This is a genomic window from Aureimonas ureilytica (genome assembly GCF_001475935.1).
Taxonomy (GTDB): Bacteria; Pseudomonadota; Alphaproteobacteria; order Rhizobiales; family Rhizobiaceae; genus Aureimonas; species Aureimonas ureilytica_A.
Map to the genome: position 1 here is coordinate 60,986 of NZ_LDQA01000041.1, position 22,347 is coordinate 83,332.

The 22,347-nt window shown below is 65.7% G+C and carries 20 protein-coding genes and 1 pseudogene; 13 read left to right on the plus strand and 8 right to left on the minus strand.

The features are described from left to right. Window positions 1-168: 168 nt before the first annotated feature. The 3 genes from NS365_RS16375 (at window position 169) to NS365_RS24185 (ending at window position 3,404) form a co-directional block, all read left to right on the plus strand. Window positions 169-1,776: a bifunctional metallophosphatase/5'-nucleotidase gene (locus tag NS365_RS16375; protein WP_058601368.1), complete on the plus strand. Its 1,608-nt coding sequence runs from the start codon at window positions 169-171 to the stop codon at window positions 1,774-1,776. Between the two features lie 153 nt (window positions 1,777-1,929). Then, window positions 1,930-2,943: an SPFH domain-containing protein gene (locus NS365_RS24180; RefSeq protein WP_058601369.1), complete on the plus strand. Its 1,014-nt coding sequence runs from the start codon at window positions 1,930-1,932 to the stop codon at window positions 2,941-2,943. 5 nt (window positions 2,944-2,948) lie between these two features. Next, window positions 2,949-3,404 carry an NfeD family protein gene (locus NS365_RS24185; protein ID WP_153003814.1) on the plus strand — a complete coding sequence of 152 codons (456 nt, stop codon included), beginning with the start codon at window positions 2,949-2,951 and terminating at the stop codon, window positions 3,402-3,404. A gap of 12 nt (window positions 3,405-3,416) precedes the next feature. On the opposite strand, the gene NS365_RS16390 is transcribed toward NS365_RS24185, so the two are convergent. Further along, a complete protein-coding gene (locus tag NS365_RS16390) occupies window positions 3,417-4,640 on the minus strand; it encodes an ROK family transcriptional regulator (RefSeq protein WP_058601371.1) in 1,224 nt (407 codons plus the stop codon). Between the two features lie 225 nt (window positions 4,641-4,865). Between NS365_RS16390 and NS365_RS16395 the strand changes: the two genes are divergently transcribed. From NS365_RS16395 to NS365_RS25025, 5 genes and pseudogenes are all read left to right on the plus strand, one after another. Beyond that, a complete protein-coding gene (locus NS365_RS16395) occupies window positions 4,866-5,891 on the plus strand; it encodes a sugar ABC transporter substrate-binding protein (RefSeq protein ID WP_058601393.1) in 1,026 nt (341 codons plus the stop codon). Window positions 5,892-6,100: 209 nt separating this feature from the next. Then, window positions 6,101-7,177 carry an ABC transporter permease gene (locus tag NS365_RS16400; protein WP_058601372.1) on the plus strand — a complete coding sequence of 359 codons (1,077 nt, stop codon included), beginning with the start codon at window positions 6,101-6,103 and terminating at the stop codon, window positions 7,175-7,177. Between the two features lie 2 nt (window positions 7,178-7,179). Next, window positions 7,180-7,971, plus strand: a complete 792-nt coding sequence (locus NS365_RS16405) for an ATP-binding cassette domain-containing protein (protein ID WP_058601373.1) — start codon at window positions 7,180-7,182, stop codon at window positions 7,969-7,971. Between the two features lie 78 nt (window positions 7,972-8,049). Beyond that, window positions 8,050-8,295, plus strand: coding sequence for a DUF1902 domain-containing protein (locus NS365_RS16410; RefSeq protein ID WP_058601394.1), 246 nt, complete (start codon window positions 8,050-8,052; stop codon window positions 8,293-8,295). After that, window positions 8,295-8,495: pseudogene (locus tag NS365_RS25025) on the plus strand (type II toxin-antitoxin system HicA family toxin). Before NS365_RS16410 ends, NS365_RS25025 begins: the two are co-directional and overlap by 1 nt. A 33-nt stretch (window positions 8,496-8,528) precedes the next feature. Here the strand turns inward: NS365_RS25025 and NS365_RS16415 are convergent. From NS365_RS16415 to NS365_RS16435, 5 genes are all read right to left on the minus strand, one after another. Next, window positions 8,529-9,575 (minus strand): ABC transporter ATP-binding protein, encoded by a 1,047-nt coding sequence (locus NS365_RS16415; protein ID WP_058601374.1) that lies wholly within the window; start codon window positions 9,573-9,575, stop codon window positions 8,529-8,531. Continuing rightward, window positions 9,568-10,599 carry an ABC transporter ATP-binding protein gene (locus tag NS365_RS16420; RefSeq protein WP_058601375.1) on the minus strand — a complete coding sequence of 344 codons (1,032 nt, stop codon included), beginning with the start codon at window positions 10,597-10,599 and terminating at the stop codon, window positions 9,568-9,570. Before NS365_RS16420 ends, NS365_RS16415 begins: the two co-directional genes overlap by 8 nt. 4 nt (window positions 10,600-10,603) lie before the next feature. Next, window positions 10,604-11,524 carry an ABC transporter permease gene (locus NS365_RS16425; protein WP_058601376.1) on the minus strand — a complete coding sequence of 307 codons (921 nt, stop codon included), beginning with the start codon at window positions 11,522-11,524 and terminating at the stop codon, window positions 10,604-10,606. Beyond that, window positions 11,521-12,444, minus strand: coding sequence for an ABC transporter permease subunit (locus NS365_RS16430; protein WP_058601377.1), 924 nt, complete (start codon window positions 12,442-12,444; stop codon window positions 11,521-11,523). Before NS365_RS16430 ends, NS365_RS16425 begins: the two co-directional genes overlap by 4 nt. A 262-nt stretch (window positions 12,445-12,706) precedes the next feature. Continuing rightward, complete coding sequence (locus tag NS365_RS16435) at window positions 12,707-14,293, minus strand: peptide ABC transporter substrate-binding protein (protein WP_430384000.1); 1,587 nt, start codon at window positions 14,291-14,293, stop codon at window positions 12,707-12,709. A gap of 261 nt (window positions 14,294-14,554) precedes the next feature. Between NS365_RS16435 and NS365_RS16440 the strand changes: the two genes are divergently transcribed. Continuing rightward, the gene (locus NS365_RS16440; RefSeq protein ID WP_058601378.1) at window positions 14,555-15,286 is read left to right on the plus strand and encodes a glutathione S-transferase; all 732 of its coding nucleotides are present in this window, start codon (window positions 14,555-14,557) and stop codon (window positions 15,284-15,286) included. A 278-nt stretch (window positions 15,287-15,564) separates the two neighbouring features. Here the strand turns inward: NS365_RS16440 and NS365_RS16445 are convergent, their stop codons facing one another. Beyond that, a complete protein-coding gene (locus tag NS365_RS16445) occupies window positions 15,565-16,398 on the minus strand; it encodes a lytic murein transglycosylase (RefSeq protein WP_058601379.1) in 834 nt (277 codons plus the stop codon). A 241-nt stretch (window positions 16,399-16,639) separates the two neighbouring features. Between NS365_RS16445 and NS365_RS16450 the strand changes: the two genes are divergently transcribed. After that, on the plus strand, window positions 16,640-16,966 hold the full coding sequence (locus tag NS365_RS16450) for an antibiotic biosynthesis monooxygenase family protein (RefSeq protein WP_058601380.1): 327 nt from the start codon (window positions 16,640-16,642) through the stop codon (window positions 16,964-16,966). 142 nt (window positions 16,967-17,108) lie between these two features. Then, a complete protein-coding gene (locus NS365_RS16455) occupies window positions 17,109-18,500 on the plus strand; it encodes an MFS transporter (RefSeq protein ID WP_058601381.1) in 1,392 nt (463 codons plus the stop codon). A 110-nt stretch (window positions 18,501-18,610) separates the two neighbouring features. On the opposite strand, the gene NS365_RS16460 is transcribed toward NS365_RS16455, so the two are convergent. Next, window positions 18,611-19,789 (minus strand): NAD-dependent epimerase/dehydratase family protein, encoded by a 1,179-nt coding sequence (locus NS365_RS16460; protein ID WP_058601382.1) that lies wholly within the window; start codon window positions 19,787-19,789, stop codon window positions 18,611-18,613. A 123-nt stretch (window positions 19,790-19,912) separates the two neighbouring features. Here NS365_RS16460 and NS365_RS16465 point away from each other — a divergent pair, with 123 nt between their 5' ends. After that, window positions 19,913-20,959: a glycosyltransferase family 4 protein gene (locus tag NS365_RS16465; protein WP_058601383.1), complete on the plus strand. Its 1,047-nt coding sequence runs from the start codon at window positions 19,913-19,915 to the stop codon at window positions 20,957-20,959. A 158-nt stretch (window positions 20,960-21,117) separates the two neighbouring features. Beyond that, entirely contained in the window at window positions 21,118-22,191 is a 1,074-nt protein-coding gene (locus tag NS365_RS16470) for a GlxA family transcriptional regulator (RefSeq protein ID WP_058601384.1), read from the plus strand. The last annotated feature ends 156 nt before the right edge of the window (window positions 22,192-22,347 follow it).

The window sequence follows — 22,347 nt, forward strand, 5'->3', positions numbered from 1 at the left end:
CGTCGAAAAAGACGGGTCGGCAAGCTGTGTCGGCCATGCGAGGGGCCGCTGTCAAACGGACTTTATCAAGACATGGCAGGGAACGGGCTTCCCAAACCCGGCTCCGGTCGGGAAACATGCTGGGCGGCGCGTCCCGGCGCCGCTCCGATCCATGAGGAAGGCTTGCCCATGAAATCGTCCCTCTTCGGCCTTGCCGCGATTCTTCTCGCCGGCACCGCCCTGCCCGCCGGGGCATTCGACTTGACGATCCTGCACATCAACGATTTCCACAGCCGCGTGGAGCCGATCAACAAATATGACGGTCCCTGCTCGGCCAAGGAAGCGGCCGAGAAGAGCTGCTTCGGCGGCATCGCGCGCATCGCCTCCGCCATCGAGGCCGAGCGCAAGGCGGCCGGCAGCCGCCCCGTCCTCCTGCTAGATGCGGGCGACCAGAGCCAGGGCTCGCTCTTCTACACCTATTACAAGGACAAGGATTCGGCCGAGTTCATGAACCGACTTGGCTTCGAAGCCATGGCGGTCGGCAATCACGAGTTCGACGACGGCGTGCCGGTGGCGCTAAGCTTCGCGAGCGCGGTGAAGTTTCCGATGCTGATGGCCAATGCCGACCTGTCGCGCGAGCCCGAACTCGCCAAGCTGATCAAGCCCTCCACCATCATCGAGAAGGACGGAGAGAAGATCGGCATTATCGGCCTCACCCCGCGCGACAACCAGGAGCTGACGGCGGCCGGCAAGTCGATCAATTTCACCGATCCGGTGGAAGCGGCCAAGCGCGAGGCGGAGAAACTGACGAAGGAGGGCGTCAACAAGATCATCCTTCTCAGCCATTCCGGCTACGAGGTGGACAAGCGCCTCGCGGCCGAAGTGCCGGGCCTAGACGTGATCGTCGGCGGCCATTCGCACACGCTTCTTTCTTCCACCGACCCCAAGGCCGCCGGCCCCTACCCGACCCTTGTGAAGGGGCCGGACGGGCGCGAAGTGCCGATCGTGCAGGCCTATGCCTATTCGAAATATCTCGGCAAGCTGGACGTCACCTTCGATGACCAGGGCCATGTCACCAAGGCGGAAGGCGCGCCGATCCTGCTCGATGCCTCCGTGCCGGAGGACGAGAGCTTCGTGGCGCGTGTCGCGGAGCTTGCCAAGCCTCTGGCGGAAATCCGCAACAAGGTCGTCGCCCAGACGGCGGAGCCGATCGACGGCGCACGCGAGGTCTGCCGCAAGGCCGAATGCGCCATGGGCGATCTCGTCGCCGATGCGCTTCTCGACCGCACCAAGGATCAGGGCGTCACCATCGCCATCGGCAATGGCGGCAATGTGCGCGCCTCGATCGACGCGGGCGACGTGACCATGGGCGAGATTCTCACCGTTCTGCCCTTCCAGAACACGATCGCGACCTTCCAGCTGACCGGAGCGGACATCAAGGCCGCGCTGGAAAACGGCGTCAGCCAGGTGGAGGACGGCGCCGGTCGCTTCCCGCAGGTGGCGGGCCTCCAGTTCGACTGGTCGCGCAAGGGGCAGGCGGGCGTCGATCGCGTCAAGGCCGTACGCGTCAAGAATGCCGCCGGCGAATGGGTGCCGATCGATCCGGCGGCCACCTATACGGTCGTCTCCAACAACTTCCTGCGCCAGGGCGGAGACGGCTATAAGGTCTTCGCCGAGAAGGCTCAGAATGCCTACGATTACGGCCCCAACATGGAGGACGCCGTGATCGCCTATCTCCAGGCGAAAGGCACGGCCTACAAGCCCTACACGGACGGGCGCATACACGAGGTCGAGTAGGCGCACCGCGCTCAGGCGCATCGCAGCATGAGGGAACCCGCGCCGGTGCTCCGGCCTGCTGACGCGGGTTCCTTCTTCCACCAGCGCATGGAATTCGCTCGACCCGGCGGCGTCAGGGCCTAAAGTCCCTTTGCAAGAAGCAAGGGAGGCAAGATGGACGGCTTGGCGCAACTCGGGTTCGGACCCGGCAGCATTCTGGTCGTGGTTGTCGTCGTGGCGGTGCTATTCGTGCTTGCCTCGACGGTGAAGATCGTGCCGCAGGGCTATAATTACACGGTCGAGAATTTCGGCCGCTACGTGCGCACGCTGACGCCCGGCCTCAACCTCATCACGCCCTTCGTGGAGCGGATCGGGCACAAGATGAACATGATGGAGCAGGTGCTCGACGTCCCGACGCAGGAGGTCATCACCCGCGACAACGCCTCCGTCGCTGCCGATGGCGTCGCCTTCTACCAGATCCTCGACGCGTCCTCGGCGGCCTACGAGGTGTCGAACCTGCAATATGCCATCCTCAATCTCGTCATGACCAATCTGCGCTCGGTCATGGGCTCGATGGACCTCGACGACCTCCTCTCCAACCGCGACACGATCTCGGAGCGCATCCTGCGCGTGGTGGATCAGGCGGCCCATGGCTGGGGCATCAAGATCACGCGCATCGAGATCAAGGACATCAACCCGCCGAAGAATCTCGTGGATTCCATGGCGCGGCAGATGATGGCCGAGCGCGAGAAGCGGGCCGAAATCCTCGAGGCCGAAGGCGCGCGCAACGCCAAGATCCTGCGCGCCGAGGGCGAGAAGCAGGCGCAGATCCTGGAGGCCGAGGGCAAGCGCGAGGCCGCCTATCGCGAGGCCGAGGCGCGCGAACGACTGGCCGAAGCCGAAGCCAAGGCGACACGCATGGTCTCGGAAGCCATTGCGGCGGGCGACGTGCAGGCGATCAATTATTTCGTGGCGCAGCGCTACACCGAAGCGCTCGGCAAGATCGCCTCCGCGCCCAACCAGCGCGTCATCTTCATGCCGCTGGAAGCCTCCTCGCTGATCGGCTCGATCGGCGGCATCGCGGAGCTGGCAAGGGCGAGCTTTCCCGACGCCGCGCCTGCCTCGGCCGTGCCGCAGGCCAGCACGCGGCGTCCGCCCGCCACCGTTCCCCCACGCGCCGGGGCGTAACCGGAATGGATGGGTTCACGTTGAGCTATGCCTGGCTGATCGCGGGCCTCGCGCTGCTCATGGGAGAGCTTCTCCTGCCGGGTGTCTATCTCCTGTTTCCCGGCATTGGCGCGCTGGTCATCGGCATCAACGCGCTCTGGCTGCCCGCCTTCAGCTGGCAGAGCCAATGGATCGGCTTCGCGCTGGTGACGGGCGTCGCCACCCTTCTCGGCCATCGCCTCTATGGTCGCCGCGCCAAGCCGGCGGGCGAGGCGCCTTTGAACGAGCGCACGGCGCGGCTTGTCGGGCGGCGGGCCGTGGTCAGCGAGGAGATCCGCAACGGGCGCGGGCGCGTGGCGGTGGACGATGGCTGGTGGAGCGCCGAAGGGCCGGACCTCGCCGCCGGCGCCCCGGTCGTGATCGAGGCGGCGGAAGGCTCGATCCTGCGCGTGCGCCCGGCCGAGCCAAAGACACCCGTTTGAGCCCAGCGGCGCTTACCGCTCGGCCAGAAGCACCCGGTGATCCAGAAGGAACTTGGCGAAGAAGGGCAGGCTCGCCGAGCCGACCTCGCGCGCCGAGCGGCCGATCGAGCCTTGTGTGACCGCGATCGGCTGGAGGCCCTGAAAGTCGAAGCGCTCCAAGGCCGCGCGCGTCGCCTCCACGAGACGGGCGCGTACAGGGGGCGGGAAGCTGCCGTCGATCACCGCGCGCTCGAAATCATAGACCGCCAGCGAGGAGGCGATCGCATAGGCGAGCCCTTCGGCCGATGTTTCGACCCACTCGTCCAGAAGCGGCCCCAGCCCCGTCCAGTCCGCCTCGTGCCGCCAGAGTTCGACCGCCGAGCGCCCGGAGGCTTCCACCATGCGCTCCAGCACATGCACGGAGGCCACATGGATGAGCTGACGGCGCTCTCCGAGCCGCGTCGGCACGGGCATGGAGCCGAGCGCGCCGGCATTGCCGATCCGGCCGGGCACCAGCGCCCCGTCCATGACGATGCCGCCGCCCACGAAGGCGCCGACGAAGAAATACACGAAATTGGCCGAGACATCCGTGCCGAAGGCCTGTTCCGCGCCGCAGGCGGCGGTCACGTCATTGGCGATGAACACGGCCTCTCCGGTGGCGCGCTCCAGCTCGGCGCCGAAATCCACCGTGCTCCACTCGTCCATCTCGCCGGGCGGCGCGCCGTTCGCTTCCGCCCAGGACCAGATCTCGTAGGGCATCCCGACGCCCAGGCCGACGATGCGCCGGCGCAGCGCCGGGCCGAGCGACTGGCGCAGCTCGGTGCTCGCCTCCTCCACGAAGCGCATCACCTCGGCGCGGCGGGGAAAGCGATAGAGAATGGCCCGACTTTCGCGCACGCGGCCGACGAAATCCATCAGCACCATTTCGCTGGTGCGCCGGCCGAGCTTGAGGCCGAAGGCGAAGGCCCCGTCCGGGTTGAGACGCATCGGGACCGAGGGCTGGCCGACGCGCCCGCGACGCGGCTCGCCTGCCAGAACCAGCCCGTCCGCTTCGAGCGAGCGCATGATGACGGACGCCGTCTGCGGCGAGAGGCGCGACAGGCGCGCGATCTCGGACTTCGCCAATTCTCCATGGCGGCGGATCAGCGACAGCACGGCGCGCTCGTTATGAGCGCGCAGGCCCGCCTGGTTTGATCCTCGAAGGGACTCGTCCCGCTCGGCCGTCCGGCTATCTACCACCGACGTCGACATTTCCATCACCACCTGTCGACCCTCCCCGTCGACGCCCGCCCTGTCCCTGCGGGTTCGTGACGCGACCATGACGGAGACCTTGCCGAACTGTCAATAAATAAATCTCGGTGAGTTATTGATTGACAGCCCGTTCGAGATCGTGTCTGATCCGGCTATTCGAACACGGCGAGGAGGCCGGTTCGGGCCAGCCCGGAGAGCGGCTGGTCATTCTCGGGAGGGTTTCTGGTGAATCTGCGTCATCTCTTTGCGTCCGCCGCCGTGGGCGCCTTCGGTCTTCTCGCGCTGTCCGGCTCGGCCTCTGCCCAGAGCCCGATGACCGTCTGTCTCATCACCAAGACCGACACCAATCCGTTCTTCGTCAAGATGAAGGAAGGCGCCGAGGCCAAGGCCAAGGAACTCGGCATCAAGCTGCAGTCCTATGCCGGCCGCGTCGACGGCGATTCCGACAGCCAGGTGCAGGCGATCGAAAGCTGCATCGCGGGCGGCGCCAAGGGCATTCTGATCGCCGCGTCCGACACCAAGGGCATCGTGCCCGCCGTCAAGAAGGCGCGCGACGCGGGCCTCATCGTGATCGCGCTGGACACGCCGCTGGAGCCGCTGAACTCGGCCGACGCGACCTTTGCCACCGACAATTACGAAGCCGGCGTGCTGATCGGCCAGTGGGCCAAGGCCAAGATGGGCGCGGAAGCGGCCAACGCCAAGATCGCCTTCCTCGACCTCACCCCGCAGCAGCCCTCCGTCGCCGTTCTGCGCGACCAGGGCTTCATGGAAGGGTTCGGCATCGACGTGATGGACAAGGCCATCGTCGGCGACGAAAGCGACAAGCGCATCGTCGGCCACGACATCACCAACGGCAACGAGGAAGGCGGCCGTCAGGCCATGGAGAACCTTCTCCAGAAGGACCCCTCGATCAACCTCGTCTACACGATCAACGAGCCGGCCGCCGCCGGCGCCTACGAGGCTCTCAAGAGCCTGGGCGTCGCCGACAAGGTGACGATCGTCTCGGTGGACGGCGGCTGCCCGGGCATCGCCAACGTCAAGGCCGGCGTGATCGGCGCGACCTCCATGCAGTATCCGCTGAAAATGGCGGCGATGGGCGTCGAAGCCGTCAAGACCTTCGCGGAATCGGGCAAGAAGCCGGAAGCGTCGGCCGGTCTCGACATCACCAACACGGGCGTCGATCTCGTCACCGACAAGCCGGTGGACGGCGTGAAGTCCATGGACTCGGCTGCCGCGTCCAAGGCCTGCTGGGGCTAAGAGCGCCCATCGCGGGGGGGCGTTCGTTCCCCCCGTAACCTTTGCCAAGGGGCCGATGCCCCTTGGTCCCCTCCTCCTTTGACGGCGTGCCCCGGATCGGTCGAGGCGCTCGGTCCCGTTCGATTCGGGACGCGTCTTGAAGGATAGCGGGGGCTCGGGGCGCTAGCCCCGCTTCGAGCGATCTCACACCCTTCCGGAGGCCTTGGCGCATGAGCGAGACGACCACTCCCAAGGGCAGCGAATTCGAGTCCCAGCTGAACAAGAGCGACACGCGCGTCGCCGAGTTCAGCGGACACAAGCGCACGCCCCTTCAGCATCTCCAGCATTTCCTGCACGGCAACCCGACCATGGTGCCGGTGATCGTGCTTCTGGTCGGCATCGGCATTTTCGGATCGCTGATCGGCGGGCGCTTCTTCAACGCCTTCACCATGACGCTGATCCTTCAGCAGGTGGCGATCGTCGGTATCGTCGGCGTCGCGCAGACGCTGATCATCCTGACCGCCGGCATCGACCTGTCGGTCGGCGCGATCATGGTCCTGTCCTCTGTCATCATGGGCAATCTCGCCGTGGTGAACGGCGTTCCCGCCCCCCTCGCGCTCCTGATCGGCTTTGCGGTCGGCACGCTGTGCGGCGCGATCAACGGTGTTCTCGTCGCCAAGGTGCGCCTGCCGCCCTTCATCGTCACGCTCGGCATGTGGTTCGTGTTCGAGGCGGTGAACTTCATCTACACGCAGAACGCCACGATCCGCGCGCAGGACGTGGAAGCGGCCGCTCCGCTTCTCCAGTTCCTCGGCAACACGTTCCAGATCGGCGGCGCGGTCTTCACCTATGCAGTGGTCTCCGTCCTGCTGCTCGTCGCGCTCTTCTACTACATCCTCAACAACACGGCCTGGGGCCGGCATGTCTACGCCATCGGCGACGACGAGGACGCGGCGCGCCTGTCGGGCATCCGCTCCAACAAGGTTCTGATCTCCGTCTACGCCGTATCCGGTCTGATCTGCGCCTTCGCCGGCTGGGCCCTGATCGGGCGCATCGGCTCCGTCTCGCCGACTTCGGGCTATGAGGCCAATATCCAGGCGATCACGGCGGTGGTCATCGGCGGCACCTCGCTCTTCGGCGGTCGCGGCTCGGTGATCGGAACGCTGGTCGGCGCTCTCATCGTCGGCGTCTTCGCCATGGGCCTGCGCATCTACGGCACCGACCCGCAATGGACCCGCCTCACCGTGGGCGCTCTCATCATTCTGGCCGTCGCGGCCGATCAGTGGATCCGGAAGGTATCGGCCTGACCATGTCCCATCTCGGCACCCAACCCGTCCTGCGCGCCCGCAACCTTCGCAAGAGCTATGGCCGCGTGGTGGCCATCGACAATGCCGATTTCGACCTTTATCCCGGCGAAATTCTCGCCGTGATCGGCGACAACGGCGCCGGCAAGTCGACCCTGATCAAGGCCCTGTCCGGCGCGGTGACGCCGGACGCCGGCGAAATCCTTCTCGACGGCAAGCCGGTCTCCTTCGCCAACCCGCAGGCCGCGCGCGACGCCGGCATCGAGACGGTGTACCAGCAGCTCGCGCTCTCGCCCGCTCTCTCGATCGCCGACAACATGTTCCTGGGGCGTGAAATCCGCCGCACCGGCCCGCTCGGCCAATGGCTGCGGATGCTCGACAAGCCCAAGATGCGCAAGATCGCGCGTGAGAAGCTCTCCGAGCTCGGCCTCATGACGATCCAGAACATCGATCAGGCGGTGGAAACGCTCTCGGGCGGCCAGCGTCAGGGCGTGGCGGTCGCCCGCGCCGCCGCCTTCGGCTCCAAGGTGCTGATCCTCGACGAGCCCACCGCCGCGCTCGGCGTGAAGGAGTCTCGCAAGGTTCTCGACCTGATCCTCGAAGTGCGCTCGCGGGGCCTCCCCATCGTGCTCATCTCGCACAACATGCCCCATGTCTTCGAGATCGCCGATCGCATCCACATCCACCGCCTGTCCAAGCGGCTCTGCGTGGTGGACCCGAAGTCCATCTCCATGTCCGACGCCGTGGCGCTGATGACCGGCGCGAAGACGCCGGAAGCGGAGATGATGGCGGCCTGATCGCCCGACGACGGAACGGCTCTAGGATTGCGGCTCCGAAGTTTCTATCTTCGGAGCCGTTTTCATGAGGATCGCACCATGAGCCAGCGTCCGACCATCTTCACCGTGACGGCCTTTCGGGACGAAGAGGCGGATGTGTGGGTGGGGAGCTGCGATGCCGTTCCCATGACGGCCGAGGCAGAGAGCCTCGATCTTCTTCTGGTCCGGCTGTCGGAGATGGCGTCCGATCTCCTGCCGGACAATCATCCGGGTCTCGACCCGTCCTCGGTTTTCCTGCAACTGAGCGTCCTGCAGGATATCGGGTCTCATGCCGCAGCCGCTTGATGGCACCCAGAACCTTCGACCGAGACCTTCGCCACCTCCTTCTGGCGGCAGGTTGCTATCTCCTGCGATAGGGGAAGGGCAGCCACGAAATCTGGCATAGTCCGGTCACGAACCATTCGTTTCCCGTGCAGGTCGGCGTCGCCAGTCGGCACACCGCCAACGCCATCCTGAAACAAGCCGGATTGCCGAAGGCCTTTTAAGGCATCAAGCTTCGATGGCCTTCGGCTACGCGCTCACCCCGCCAAAGCCACCAGCCCCGACGCTTCCTTCGCTTTCATCCGCCGTGCGGCCTCTTCGCCCGCGAAATGGCAGGCGGCGCGGTGCGTGTCGGAGACGGGCGTCAGGTCCGGCGAAACTTCGGCGCAGACGCTTTCGGCAATCGGACAGCGCGTGCGGAAGGCGCAGCCGGACGGCGGGTTGACCGGCGACGGCGGATCGCCTTGCAGGACGGTGCGCCGGCGCGTGCGCGCGATGGCCGGGTCCGGGATCGGCGCGGCCGAAAGAAGCGCCCGCGCATAAGGATGCGCGGGATTCTCGAAGACCTCCGCCCGCGTTCCCTCCTCGACCACGCGGCCGAGATAGAGAACGAGGATGCGATCCGAGACGAGGCGCACGACCGAGAGATCGTGGCTGATGAAGAGCAGCGTCAGGCCGCGCCGGCGGCGCAGGTCCGCCAGGAGATTGACGATCTGCGCCTGGATCGAGACATCGAGCGCCGAGACCGGCTCGTCGCAGACGATGAGCTTGGGCTCGGTGATGATGGCGCGCGCGATGCCGATGCGCTGCGCCTGCCCGCCCGAGAATTCATGCGGGTAGCGATTGATCATGTCGGAGACCAGCCCGACCTCGCCCATGACCTTTTCCACCCGCGCGCGGCGCTCCGCGCGCGACAGGCCGGGCTCGGCGACGCGCAGCGGCTCGGCGATGATCTCGCCCACCGTCATGCGCGGGTCGAGCGAGGCGATCGGGTCCTGAAAGATGATCGAGAGGTCGCGCCGGGCCCGGCGCATCTCGGCCTCGGAGAGTTCGGCGAGATTGCGACCCTGCCAGACGACCTGACCGGCGGTCGGCTCGACCAGCCGCAAGATGGAACGGCCGAGCGTGGACTTGCCGCAGCCGGATTCGCCGACAATGCCGAGCGTCTCGCCCTCCCGCACCGTGAAGGATATGTCGCGCACGGCCTTCACCGTCTGAACCTTCGGGAAGAAGCCCTTGCCCTTCAGTTTGAACTCGGTCGAGAGATGACGAACGTCGAGGAATTCCGTCTTGATCTCAGACATGGGCGAGGTCTCCTTGCGCGGCCGTGCCCTTGGCGGCGTCCACGAAAGCGCGCCAGCAGGCGGCCCGGCGCGGCCCCGCGCCCTCGCGCGCCACACGCTCCAAAGGCGGGCGCTCGGCCTTGCAGCGATCCACCGCAAAGCCGCAGCGCGGGTGGAAGGCGCAGCCGGATGGGGGGCGGATCAGGTTGGGCGGGCGCCCGGGAATGGGCTCGACGGCCCCGGCGTCCCGGTCCACACGCGGGATGGAGCCCAGAAGTGCGGCCGTATAGGGATGGGCGGGCGCGGCGAAAACATCCTCCACGCGCCCCTCCTCCACGATGCGGCCCGCATACATGACGGCGATCCGGTCGGCGACGCCCGCCACGACGCCGAGATCATGCGTGATGAGGACGAGCGCCGTCTTGTCGCCCGTCAGCTCCGCGAAGAGGTCGAGGATCTGCGCCTGGATCGTCACGTCCAGCGCCGTGGTCGGTTCGTCGGCGACGATGACCTTGGGCCGGCACAGAAGAGCCATGGCGATCACGACGCGCTGGCGCATACCGCCCGACAATTCGTGCGGATATTGCTCGATGCGCCGCTCGGCGTCGGGAATGCCGACGCGCTTCAGCATGGCGAGCGCCTCGGCCTCCGCCGCGCGCCGCTTGAGGCCCTTATGGACTTCCAGCGTCTCGGCCAGTTGCCGCTTGATCTTGAGGACCGGGTTGAGAGCGGTCATCGGGTCCTGGAAGACCATGGCCATGTCGCGCCCGCGCACGCGGTCGAGATCGCGCGCGCGCAGCGTCAGAAGGTCCGTGCCCTCCAGCTTCGCCATGCCTTCGGTGCGCCCGTTCTTGGCCAGAAGCCCGAAGACGCCATTGAAGGTCTGCGACTTGCCCGAGCCCGATTCTCCGACGATCGCCAGCGTCTCGCCGGCATGGACGTCGAAGGAGAGATCGCTGACCGCCTGCACCTCGCCATCGGGCGTGGCGAAGCGGATCGAGTAGTTCGACAGGGACAGGACGGGTGTGGGTGTGTCTGGTGTCATGAGATTACCGGTCCTTCGGGTCGAAGGCATCGCGCAGCCCGTCGCCAATGAAGGCGAGCGAGAGCAGAAGCGAGACGAGGACGCCGCCGGGGAAGAGAAGCAGCCAGGGCATGATTTCCAGCGTGTCCGCCCCTTCGGAGATGAGCGTGCCGAGCGAGGTCAGCGGCTCCTGAACGCCGAAACCGAGATAGGACAGGAAGCTTTCCGTCGCGATGATCTCGGGGATGGTAAGGGTCGCGAAGATCACCACCGGGCCGACGAGATTGGGCACGATATGGCGGCGGATGATGGCGAAGGACGAAACGCCGGAGGCGCGCGCCGCTTCCACGAACTCCCGCTCCTTCAGCGAAAGCGTCTGCCCGCGCACGATGCGCGCCATGGTCAGCCATTCCAGAAGGCCGATGGCGGCAAAAAGCAGATAGACGTTGCGCCCGAAGATCACCATCAGAAGGATGACGAAGAGAATATAGGGCAGCGCGTACATGACATCGACGAAGCGCATCATGGCCGCGTCGATGCGCCCGCCCAGAAACCCCGCCGTCGCTCCATAGAGAATACCGACGACGACGGAGACGCTGGTGGCGATCAGCGCGACCAGAAGCGACACGCGCGTGCCGTAGAGCGTGCGCGCGAGGAGATCGCGGCCGTTCTGGTCGGTGCCGAAATAGTGTCCGGTCTCGAACGAGGGCGGGGCGCGGAAGGCGGCCCAGTCCGGCGTCTCGTAATCGAAGGGAATGAGCCAGGGACCGATCACGGCCGCGAGCACGATGAGGAGGAGAACGGCCAGCGAGAGCATGGCCGCCTTGTTGGAGCGGAACCGGCGCATGGCGTCGCGCATCAGCGAGCGCGGCTTGCCCTGAAGAGCGTCCGTCTCGTGGTTCACGAAGGGTTCGAGCGCCTCGCGCTTATCGACGTAAAGGGTCATCGGGCGCGCACCCTCGGATCGAGCCAGGCATAGGCGAGATCGACGAGCAGGTTCAGAACCACGATCAGCACCATGTAGAAGACGACCGTTCCCAGAACCATGCCATAGTCGCGGTTCAGGGCGGCCTGGATGAAGTAGCGGCCGATGCCGGGGATGCCGAAGATCTGCTCCACCACGATGGAGCCGGTCAGGAGATGGCCGGCGGCGGGACCGAGATAGGAGACGACCGGGGTGAGCGCCGGTTTGATGGCGTGGCGCGTCACCATGAGCCGGGCGCCGACGCCCTTGGCCCGCGCGGTGCGGATATAGTTGGAGTTCAACACTTCGATCATCGAGCCGCGCATGAGGCGCGAGATGCGGCCCGCATGGGGAAAGGCGAGCACGAAGACCGGCAAGACGAGATGCGGCCAGGACCCGTCGCCCCAGCCGCCCACCGGCAACCAGCCGAGCTTGATGCCGAAGAGGAGCTGAAGGATCGGGGCCACGAGGAAGTTGGGCACCACGACGCCGATCATGATGACGGCGGCGATCCAGTAGTCGGACGCCTTGTTCTGATGCAGCGCGCCATAGACGCCGGCGACCGTGCCGACCACGAGCGCCACCAGAAAGGCAGAGCCGCCGAGCACCAGCGTATAGGGCAGGCCGATGGCGATCTGCTGGCCGACCGTGAAGTCCTTGGTGACGAAGGAGGGGCCGAGATCGCCCCGCAGGAGGCCGCCCAGATACATGAGGTACTGCTGAAACAGCGGCAGGTCGAGATTGTAGTGGGCGCGCAGATTGGCCAGAATGTCGGGCGGCAGGGCGCGTTCCTGATCGAACGGGCCGCCCGGCGCCAGTCGCAGAATGAAGAAGCAGGCGGTGACCGCGATCAGCACCACCGGGATCGACGTCAGAAGACGCCGAAGGGCGAAGGACAGCATCGCTCAAAGGTTTCCAAAAAGGCATCGACCGGTGCGGCGGGATGGTGGCCGCGCAGCGGGATGCGTCGTTTTCCAGATATGAAGCTCGGCCCGGGAGGCCCGCGAAGGCGGCCTGAAGGGGCAAGAAGCGCGGCATCGCGCCGAAGAGGAAGCGACCTTGCGCTCGGCTCCGTGGCCGCCCGATCGATCGGCAGCCGATCCGGCGCGGCCGCGCGGCGCAAGAAGAGAGCGCCAAGCGCCCTCCCCTCGCGTTTCCCGAGCCTTACTCGGCCTTGGACAGCCAGCGCGTGCGGTGAATGTCCTTCACATTGTCCTCGAAGCCGGAGATCTTCGGGGAAACGACGTTCTTGGTGACATAGTAGTAGATCGGGATCGCCGCCGTGTCCTTCAGCGCGATGGTCTCGGCCTGCTTCAGGAGGCCGGCGCGCGCCTTGAGATCGAGCGTCGTCTGGGCCTGATCGAGCAGCTTGTCGTATTCGGCGTTCTTCCACTTGCCGTAGTTCATCTCGATCCCGCCCTTGAGCAGGTCGAGGAAGTTGGTCGGATCGTCGTAATCGGCCAGCCAGCCTGCGCGGCCGACCTGGAACTCGCCGGCGCGCAGATCGGCGTAGTGAACCTTCACCTCGCTGTTGACGAGTTCGACCTCGACGCCGAGCGGCTTCCACATGGAGGCGATCGCGACGGCGACGCGCTTGTGGTTCTCGTCCGTGTTGTAGCGCAGCTGGAGCTTCAGAGGCTTGGACGGGCCATAGCCTTCCGCTTCCAGAAGCTTCTTGGCTTCGGCGATCTTCTGGCCCTGCGGCATGTCCTTCCACTCGACATAGGCCGGGCCGCCCTCGTAATTGGCGATGCCGGGCGGAACCCAGCTATAGGCGGGCAGTTCGCCGGTGCCCAGAATCTGCGGGCCGATGGCCTCGCGCACCACGGCCATGGACAGCGCCTTACGCACATTGGCGTTGTCGAGCGGCGGCTTGGAGCTGTTCAGGACGTAATAATAAAGGCCGGCGAAAGGCGTCACATGCGCCTGGCCCGGCATGTTCTCCTGCAGCCACTTGTACTGGTCGCCGGGGAACTGGGTCAGGATGTCGAACTCGCCCGCGCGATAGCGGCGCAGGCCGGCCGGCAGGTCTTCGAGCGTGAAGAACTTGGTGCCGTCGATCTTCAGCGAGGCGGTGTCGTACCAGTTCGGATTCTTCTCGGTCAGCACGTAGCTGCCCGGCACCCATTCCACCGGCTTGTACGGGCCGTTGGTGACGATGTTGCCGACCTGCACCCAGGCATCGCCCTTGGCCTTCACCACATGCTCGGGCAGCGGATAGGCGGTGTAGTGGGTGAGCGCGCCGAGATAGAAGGGCGTCGGGTTTTCCAGCGTGATCTGAAGCGTCTTGTCGTCCAGCGCCTTGACGCCGAGCTGGCTCATGTCGTCCAGCTTGCCCTTGTTGATCGCCTGCGCGTTCTTGATCGGGTACTGGAGATAGGCGTATTTGGCCGCGCGCTTGGGGTCCATCAGGCGCTGGAAGGCAAAGACGAAGTCCGACGCCTTGACCGGCTCGCCGTCCGACCACTTCACGCCGTCGCGCAGCTTGAACGTGTAGACGAGGCCGTCGTCCGAGACCGTCCAGCTTTCCGCCATGCCGGGGATGGGATGCGCCTTGGCGTCTTCCGTCACGAGCCCTTCGAAAATATCGCCCGCCACGCGGTTTTCCCAGTCGCCCGACATCTGCTGCGGGTCGAGCGAGGTGACGTCGCCGCCATTCTGCACGTTGAGCGTGGCGGCATGGGCCGAGCCCATGGCCATGAGAGCTGCCAGCGAAGCGGCGCCCAGAAGGGTGCGGACATGAATCGTCAAAGGAGAACCTCCCCGGAATGTGGCCGGCTGACGGCCTGGAAGCGGGCCTTCAATCATATCCGATATGGCTCTGTCCAGCAGCATTATGATGACATTTTGCTCGGTCAGTAGTGCTGTCGTAATTTGAGGCACCCACTCATAAGCAACTCTAACCTTAGGGAATTTGCCTCTTCCTTTAACGAAAGCTGTCGAATTGAGCCGCCCTCCCCTGCAACCCAGCCGATCGGCTGTGCATTGGCGGCCGTAACGGGAGGCTTAACGATGGGCGAACGGTTCGATCTTTATTACTGGCCGCAAATCCAAGGACGCGGCGAATTTCCACGCCTCGTTCTGGAAGCGGCCGAGGCCGATTATCGCGATGTCGCGCGCTTGGCAGACGCCGAAGGCGGCGGGGTTGCGGCGATGATGCGGCTGATGGAAAAGGCCGAGCGACGGCCCTTCGCGCCGCCCTTTCTGATCCACGGAAATCGTCTCGTGTCGCAGGCGGCCGAAATCAGCAGCTATTGCGCCGAGGAGCTGGGGCTCGCGCCGCAGGACGAGAGCGACCGGCTCTTCGCGCGCTCGATCGCCCTCACCACGGCCGATCTCGTGGCGGAGGCGCACGACACGCATCACCCGATCGGCGTCGGCCTCTACTACGAGGACCAGACCCTCGAAGCTCGGCGGCGCTCTCAGGAGTTTCGCGAAGAGCGTATCCCCAAATTTCTCGGCTGGTTCGAGAGCATTGCCGCCGGCAATCCCCAGCGTTCCGGCTGGCTCGTGGGCGAGCGCATGAGCCACGCCGATCTCGGCCTGTTTCAGGTGCTGGAAGGGCTGCGCTATGCCCTCCCCCGGCGGATGGTGAACATCGAGAGCCGCTACCGGCACATTTGGGACATCCGAAACCGGGTCGCGCAGCATCCCCCCGTCGCACGCTATCTCACGAGTTCCCGGCGCATCCCGTTCAACGAGAACGGCATTTTCCGTCGCTATCCCGAACTCGATGCGGACTGACTGGCCGGCCGTCGCTCGACCATGCCGACATCGCCTGGCCCGAGCGAGCCATCTGGTGCCCAGCCATGGCGGTCAAAGTCGCAGGCGCAGCTGGCCGCGACCGTTTCCAAGCGCAGGGCGGCTCGTCGCGCCGCATTGCGGCCAGAGCGTCTGATGTCGGGCCGATCGCGGCCAGTTCCGCGATCGACAGGGCGTTTTGCCTGACACTCGTGCGGATGCGAAGGAGCGCGTCCGCATCGCCCGCCCTCGCCGCGCGAAAGACGGGCGACAGGCCGACTTCAGTTCGCGAGCTTGGAGGCGAAGAGCGCGAGGCCCTGCTGGTAGACCACGGCGCGGTTCCAGTCTTCCAGACGCGCGAAGTTCGGCTCGCCCGGATTGTAGCCCGCGCCCGGGATCCAGCCGTGCTGCTTGAGGAAATTGGCGGTGGAGGCCAGAACGTCCGCCTTGGAGCGGATGAGATCGCGCCGGCCGTCGCCGTCGAAGTCCACGGCATAGCGCAGGTAGTTCTTGGCCAGGAACTGCGTCTGGCCGATCTCGCCGGCCCAGGCACCCTTCATGTCGGACGCCTTCTTGTCGCCCCGCTCGACGATCTGAAGCGCGGCCAGGAGTTCTTCCGTGAAGAAGTCCGAGCGGCGGCAGTCGTAGGACAGGGTCGCGAGCGAGCGGAAGATGTTCATGTTGCCGGAATTGGCGCCGAAGCCCGTTTCCATGCCCCAGATCGCGACGAGGATTTCCTTCTGGACGCCGAAGCGCTGCTCGATCCGATTCAGGAGATCGCGGTTCTGCGCGATGATGCCCTTGCCCTTCTTGACGAAGGACGAGGGTGCGCGGCGCTCCATGAACTGGTCCAGCGAGAGTTTGAAGCTCTTCTGATTGCGATCGAGGCCGATGACCTTGCTGTCATAGGTGACGCCGCCGAGCGCGGTCTGGAGCGTGTTCTGCGAAATGCCTTGCGAGGCGGCCTGACGCTTGAAGCTTTCGAGCCAGGTCGGAAAGCCGCCGGGGCCGTTGCCGCAGGCCTGCGCGAAAGCGGGCGAGGCCGAAAGGAGAACGGCGGCACCAAGCGCCGCGGCTTTCAGTGTGTGGAGGACGCGCAAAATGGCTGTTCCCATATCTAGTGTTCGCTCGCGAGCGCCGCAAAAGGCCCGGCCATCCCACGAACAAGGGGCAGCCATGGGCGCTCGCATAAGGTCGTCAGTCCGCCTCATAAAGGACATGGAAAGGTTTGCGTAGGGTTATCGAAGTTTTGCCGGTCCTCACGTTCGCGCGAGGATGGGGCAGGAACCGACGCGGACTTGGGGCCACGGGTGGTCTGCCCTATGTGAGACCCGCAGCACCAGCCGGAGCCAAACGATGTATATCGCCATGAACCGCTTCAAGGTCATCAAGGACGCGGCGGAGGATTTCGAGACGCTGTGGAAGAACCGGGAATCGCATCTGAACGAGGTGCCCGGCTTCGTCGAATTCCACCTCCTGAAAGGCCCGGAGCGGGAGGATCATCACCTGTATTCCTCCCACACCATCTGGGCGAGCCGGGACGATTTCGAAGGCTGGACGCGCTCGGAGGCCTTTCGTGCCTCGCATCGCGGCGCGGGCGGCACCAAGCCGCTTTATCTCGGCCATCCCGAATTCGAGGGCTTCGAGGTGATCCAGACCATCAGCCGCGAGGAAGCCGCCTGACCCACGGGCCGGCCGCTTTCCGGCTGCGGGCGGTGTGTCCGATCTGGACGCATCGCGTCAGCCTTTATATCTGACGCTTACTTCTGACGCCCCACGGGCCGCGACGCGACCCGCGAGGTCAAACCTTCGCGGATCATTCCCCATGCAGCCAGCCGACGGACTTCCCCAACCCCAGCGCTCGCTCGCCTTCGCGACCGTGGCGCTGACGCTCTTCGTGGGCGTGCTCGACGGAGCGATCGCCAATATCGCGCTGCCGCCCATCACCAGCGATTTCGGCATCCAGCCGGCCGATGCGGTGTGGATCGTCAATGCCTACCAGCTCGCCGTCACCATGGTGCTCCTGCCGCTGGCCAAGCTCGGCGAGATCATCGGCTACAAGCGCGTCTACCTCAGTGGGCTGGCGCTATTCACCGTCTCCTCGCTGCTTTGCGCGGTGTCGAACTCGCTCGACCTGCTGATCGCCGCGCGCGCCGTGCAGGGCCTTGGGGCGGCCGGCATCATGTCCGTCAATATCGCGCTGGTGCGCTTCATCTTTCCGCGCGCCATGCTGGGCGGGGCGGTCGGCAATGTCGCGGTCATTGTCGGCGTCGCCTCCGCGACGGGGCCGACCATCGCCGGGCTGATCCTCGCCGTTGCGCCCTGGCAGGCGCTGTTTCTAGTGAATGTGCCGATCGGCCTCGTGGCGCTTCTGGTGGGCGCGCGCACGCTGCCCGCCACGCCCCTGTCGGGCGAGCGCTTCGACCTGCGCAGCACGCTGCTTAGCGCCGCGACCTTCGGCCTCGTGATTTCGGGCGTCAACGCGCTCGGCCATTCGGAAGGGCCACTGCTGGCGCTGGCGCTGATCGGGGCCGGCATCCTCGTCGGCATCGTCTTCACGCGCACGCAGCTTTCGCTGCCCGCGCCCATGCTGCCGATCGACCTCCTGCGCCGTCCCATCTTCGCGCTATCGGCCACGACCTCGATCCTGTCCTTCGCCGCGCAGATGCTGGCCTTCGTCGCCCTGCCCTTCTTCCTGCACGACACGCTCGGGCGCAGCGCGTCCGAAACCGGCCTTCTGATGACGCCCTGGCCGATCACGACAGCGCTCGCCGCCTTCGTCTCGGGCCGGCTGGCGGATCGGATGCGCGAGCCCGGCCGCCTTTCCGCGCTGGGCCTTGCCATCTTCGCCTTGGGCCTCCTGTCGCTGACGCTGCTGCCCGCCAATCCGAGCAATCTCGATCTGATCTGGCGTCTGGCGCTGGCCGGGCTCGGCTTCGGCCTGTTCCAGTCGCCCAACAACAAGATCCTGATTTCCAGCGCGCCGCGCGAGCGCTCCGGGGGCGCGAGCGGTATTCAGGCGACCGCGCGTCTCGTCGGCCAGTCCATGGGCGTCGCGTTGCTGGCGGTGATCTTCGGTCTCGTGCCCGATCATGCGATCGGCGCGGCGCTCGGCTGCGCCACCGGCCTTGCCGCGCTCGGCATCATGCCCAGCGCCCTGCGCCGGGTGGAGCGCGACGGCGAGCCCTCCGGCGCGGTGGGACGCCCGGCGGAATGAAACAAAGGCCAGCCGAAGCGGACAGGCTTCGGCTGGCCCATTTTTTGTAACAAGGGTCGAATTGCCGACCCGCTCAGCGTCGCCGGAAATCCCCCCGAGGGTCTGCCGGCCTATTCCGCCGCGAGCGGCTTGATCCAGAGGCTGGAGCAGACGATGCGGCTCGTGTCGCAGCGCTCGCGATGCTTCTCGGCCACGCGCACCACCTCGTCCATCAAGCCGTCCGACAGGCGCGTCGGCTCCAGGCCAAGCTTGATCAGCGTGTCGTTGGCGACCACGAGATCATTCTCCGCCATCTCGTTGCGTGGATTGTCGCGGTGCTCCACGGGAACGCCGGTCATGCGCGAGATCATCTCGGCGAGATCGCGCACGCGGTGGGTTTCGGTCATCTGGTTCATGATGCGAACGCGCGCGCCGCGCTCGGGCGCCGAGCGGATGGCAAGCGCGATGCAGCGCACCGTGTCGCGAATATGGATGAAGGCGCGCGTCTGACCGCCCGAGCCATGCACCGTCAGCGGATGGCCGATGGCCGCCTGCATCAAAAAGCGGTTCAGGACCGTGCCGTAGTCGCCGTCATAGTCGAAGCGGTTGACGAGGCGTTCGTCGAGATCGGTCTCGGGCGTCGAGGTGCCCCAGACGATGCCCTGATGCAGATCGGTGATCTTGAGCCCGTCATTCTTGGCGTAATACTGGAACAGGAGCTGATCCAGCGTCTTGGTCATATGGTAGATCGAGCCGGGATCGACCGGATAGAGAATCTCGACATTCGCCTCCTGGCCGGCCGAGCGCAGCGTCGCCTCGATATAGCCTTCGGGGATCGTCATGCCCTTGGTCTTGCCGTAGCCATAGACGCCCATCGTGCCGAGATGCACCAGATGCGCCTCAGGGCAGGCCTCCACCATGGCGCAGAGCACCGCGCTCGTGGCGTTGACATTGTTGTCCACCGTGTAGCGCTTGTGCCAGGGCGATTTCATCGAATAGGGCGCGGCGCGCTGCTCGGCGAAATGAACGATCGCGTCCGGCCGCACGCGCGCAAACAGCGCCTCCAGCCTGTCGTAATCCTTAGCGACGTCGAGTTCCACGAACTCGATCGGCGAGTTGCGCGTTTCGCGCCACGCCTGGAGCCGCTCGGGCATGGGGCGGATCGGGGTGAGGCTCTGGACACCCAGCTCCTCGTCGGTGCGCCGACGCACGAGATTGTCCACGATCGTCACCTCGTGGCCTTCGGCCGAAAGGTGGAGCGAGGTCGCCCAGCCGCAGAATCCATCACCGCCGAGAACGATTACCTTCATGACCGGAACACCTCGAACATTTCTCCCGGATGCGTCTTGACGCTAGTATCTGGCGCAAGGTCTAGCATTGCGTAGGTCCGGCAGGAATCGGACCGGCATTTTCTCAGGCCGAAAGAGCGCGACATGCGTATTCTGATAGCTTCTGATGCAGCCCCCCCTCAAATCAATGGCGTGGTCCGCGTGCTCGACACGACGGCCGAATGGCTGAGGCGCTTCGGCCACGAGGTTCGGATGGTCACGCCCTCCGACTTCTCCGCCAGCCTGCCGGCCCCCGGCTATCCCGAAGTGCGCCTCGCCATGACGCTCGGCCGCCGCCTCGGCCGGATCATCGAGGACTTCCAGCCCGACACGATCCATATTCCGGTGGAAGGCACGATCGGCCTGGCCGCGCGCCATTATTGCCGCCGGCGCGGCATTCCCTTCACCACATCCTTCCACACGCGCTTCGGGGATTATTTCGAGAAGCGGATCGGCGTCGGCTCGCCGCTCGCCTACGGATTCCAGCGCTGGTTCCACAATGGCGGCAACGGCATCATGGTGCAGACCGAGACGCTGGAGCACGAACTCGCCGAGCGCGGATACAACAACATCCGCCGCTGGGGCCGCGCGGTGGATACCGACCTCTTCACCCCTTGCCGCGAGGAACCGGGCTTCGACCCGGATTTTTTGTCCCTGCCGCGCCCGATCTTTCTCTATCTCGGCCGCATCTCGCCGGAAAAGAATCTCGACGCCTTCCTGACGCTCGACCTGCCGGGCTCCAAGGTTCTGGTGGGCGACGGGCCATCGCTGGACGGGCTGAAAAGCCGCTACCCGCAGGCGCATTTCCTGGGCCGGCGAACGGGCCGGGCGCTCGCCGAACATTTCTCGGCGGCCGACGTTTTCGTCTTCCCTTCGCGTTTCGAGACCTTCGGCCTCGTGGTTCTGGAATCGCTCGCCTGCGGCACCCCGGTGGCCGCCCTCCCCGTTCCCGGCCCGATGGACATCGTGGGCGGCACGCCCCATGCGGTCCTGTCGGAAGACCTGCGCTCGGCCGCGCTCCAAGCCTTGGACATCGACCGCGCCGGCTGCCGCCGCCATGCCGAGACCTATAGCTGGGAGCGCTGCTCGCGCGAGTTCGAAAGCAATCTCGTGCCCATCCCACCTTCCGTCTGGCAGAAGATGGCGGCTTGAGGGGAACACTGACGAGGCCCGCCTTTGCTTGAGGGCGGGCCTCACGCATCCATTCCGTTTTCGCGCCGCACAAGCCAAGGTCGAAGGAAACGCTTGGCCCGTGCCGTTATTTTCGCCATGATCAAACCCATAGCATGGCGAAACGGGAGGATTCTTTCATGTCACGACTGCCGTTCGGTCGCGCCACGCCTTGCGAAACGCCCTCGCTCAAGGTCGGCTTTCTTCTGGCGCATCAGTTCACGATCTCGGCCCTGTCGTTGTTCATGGACGCGCTGCGGCTTGCCGCCGACGAAGGCGACCGATCCCGCCCGATTCGCTGCTCCTGGAGCGTGATGGCGGCCCGGCCCGAGCCGATCCGCTCGTCCTGTGGCGTCACGGTCTCGCGCACCGCGCCGCTCACAGACCCCAAACAGTTCGATTATATCGTCGTGGTGGGTGGCCTGCTCCATTCGGGAGAGCAGATGGACGATGCCTCCATCGCCTATCTGCGCGCGGCCGCCAGCGCCGGCGTGCCGCTGGTGGGCGTGTGCACCGGCTCCTTCGTGCTGGCGCGCGCGGGGCTGATGCGCGGGCGGCGCTGTTGCATTTCCTGGTATCACCATGCCGATTTCGAGGCCGAGTTTCCCGACATCAAGCCGGAAGCCGACCAGCTCTTCATGGTGGACCGCGACCGCATCACCTGCGCGGGGGGCTCGGGCGTCGCCGATCTGGCAGCCTTCCTGATCGAGCGCCATGTCGGCGCCTCCGCCGCGCAGAAGAGCCTGCATGTGCTCCAGCTCCAGAACCGCCGCCAGGGCAGCGACGCTCAGCCTCATGCGGCCACCGGCACGGCGGGCGGCGACGACCGGGTGCGGCGCGCCATTCTCCTGATGGAGCAGCATGTGGCCGAGCCCTTATCGGTCGAGACGATCGCGCATCGGCTGCAATTGTCCTCGCGCCAGTTGGAACGCCTGTTTCAGGACACGCTGTCCGTCAGCCCGGCCGTTGCCTATCGTCAGTTGCGCCTCGGTTATGCCAAGCGCCTGCTTCAGACGACGCGCAAGAGTGTCACCGATATCGCCATCGAGGCCGGTTTCTGCGACGGCGCGCATTTCGCCCGGCAGTTTCGCGCGCATTTTGGCATTGCCCCGCGCGATCTACGCGCGCCCGAGTCCGTCGTGCTGGAAATGACGCCGCAGGCGTCGGTTCGGTCTGCCTGTGATGCGAGCATGGCCCAAGAAACCGTCATGTAGAAAGACGCCGTGTCGCCTTCCTACAAGACGATGTCCGAATTCGCATCGTCACAAGGTTAAGCTACGGTCACGATCCCTTATCGCCTTTTTGGAGCGGCTCCAGATTGACGAGCCCTTGCTGCGATGGAGGATGGTTCGATCACGCCCCCCCCCGCC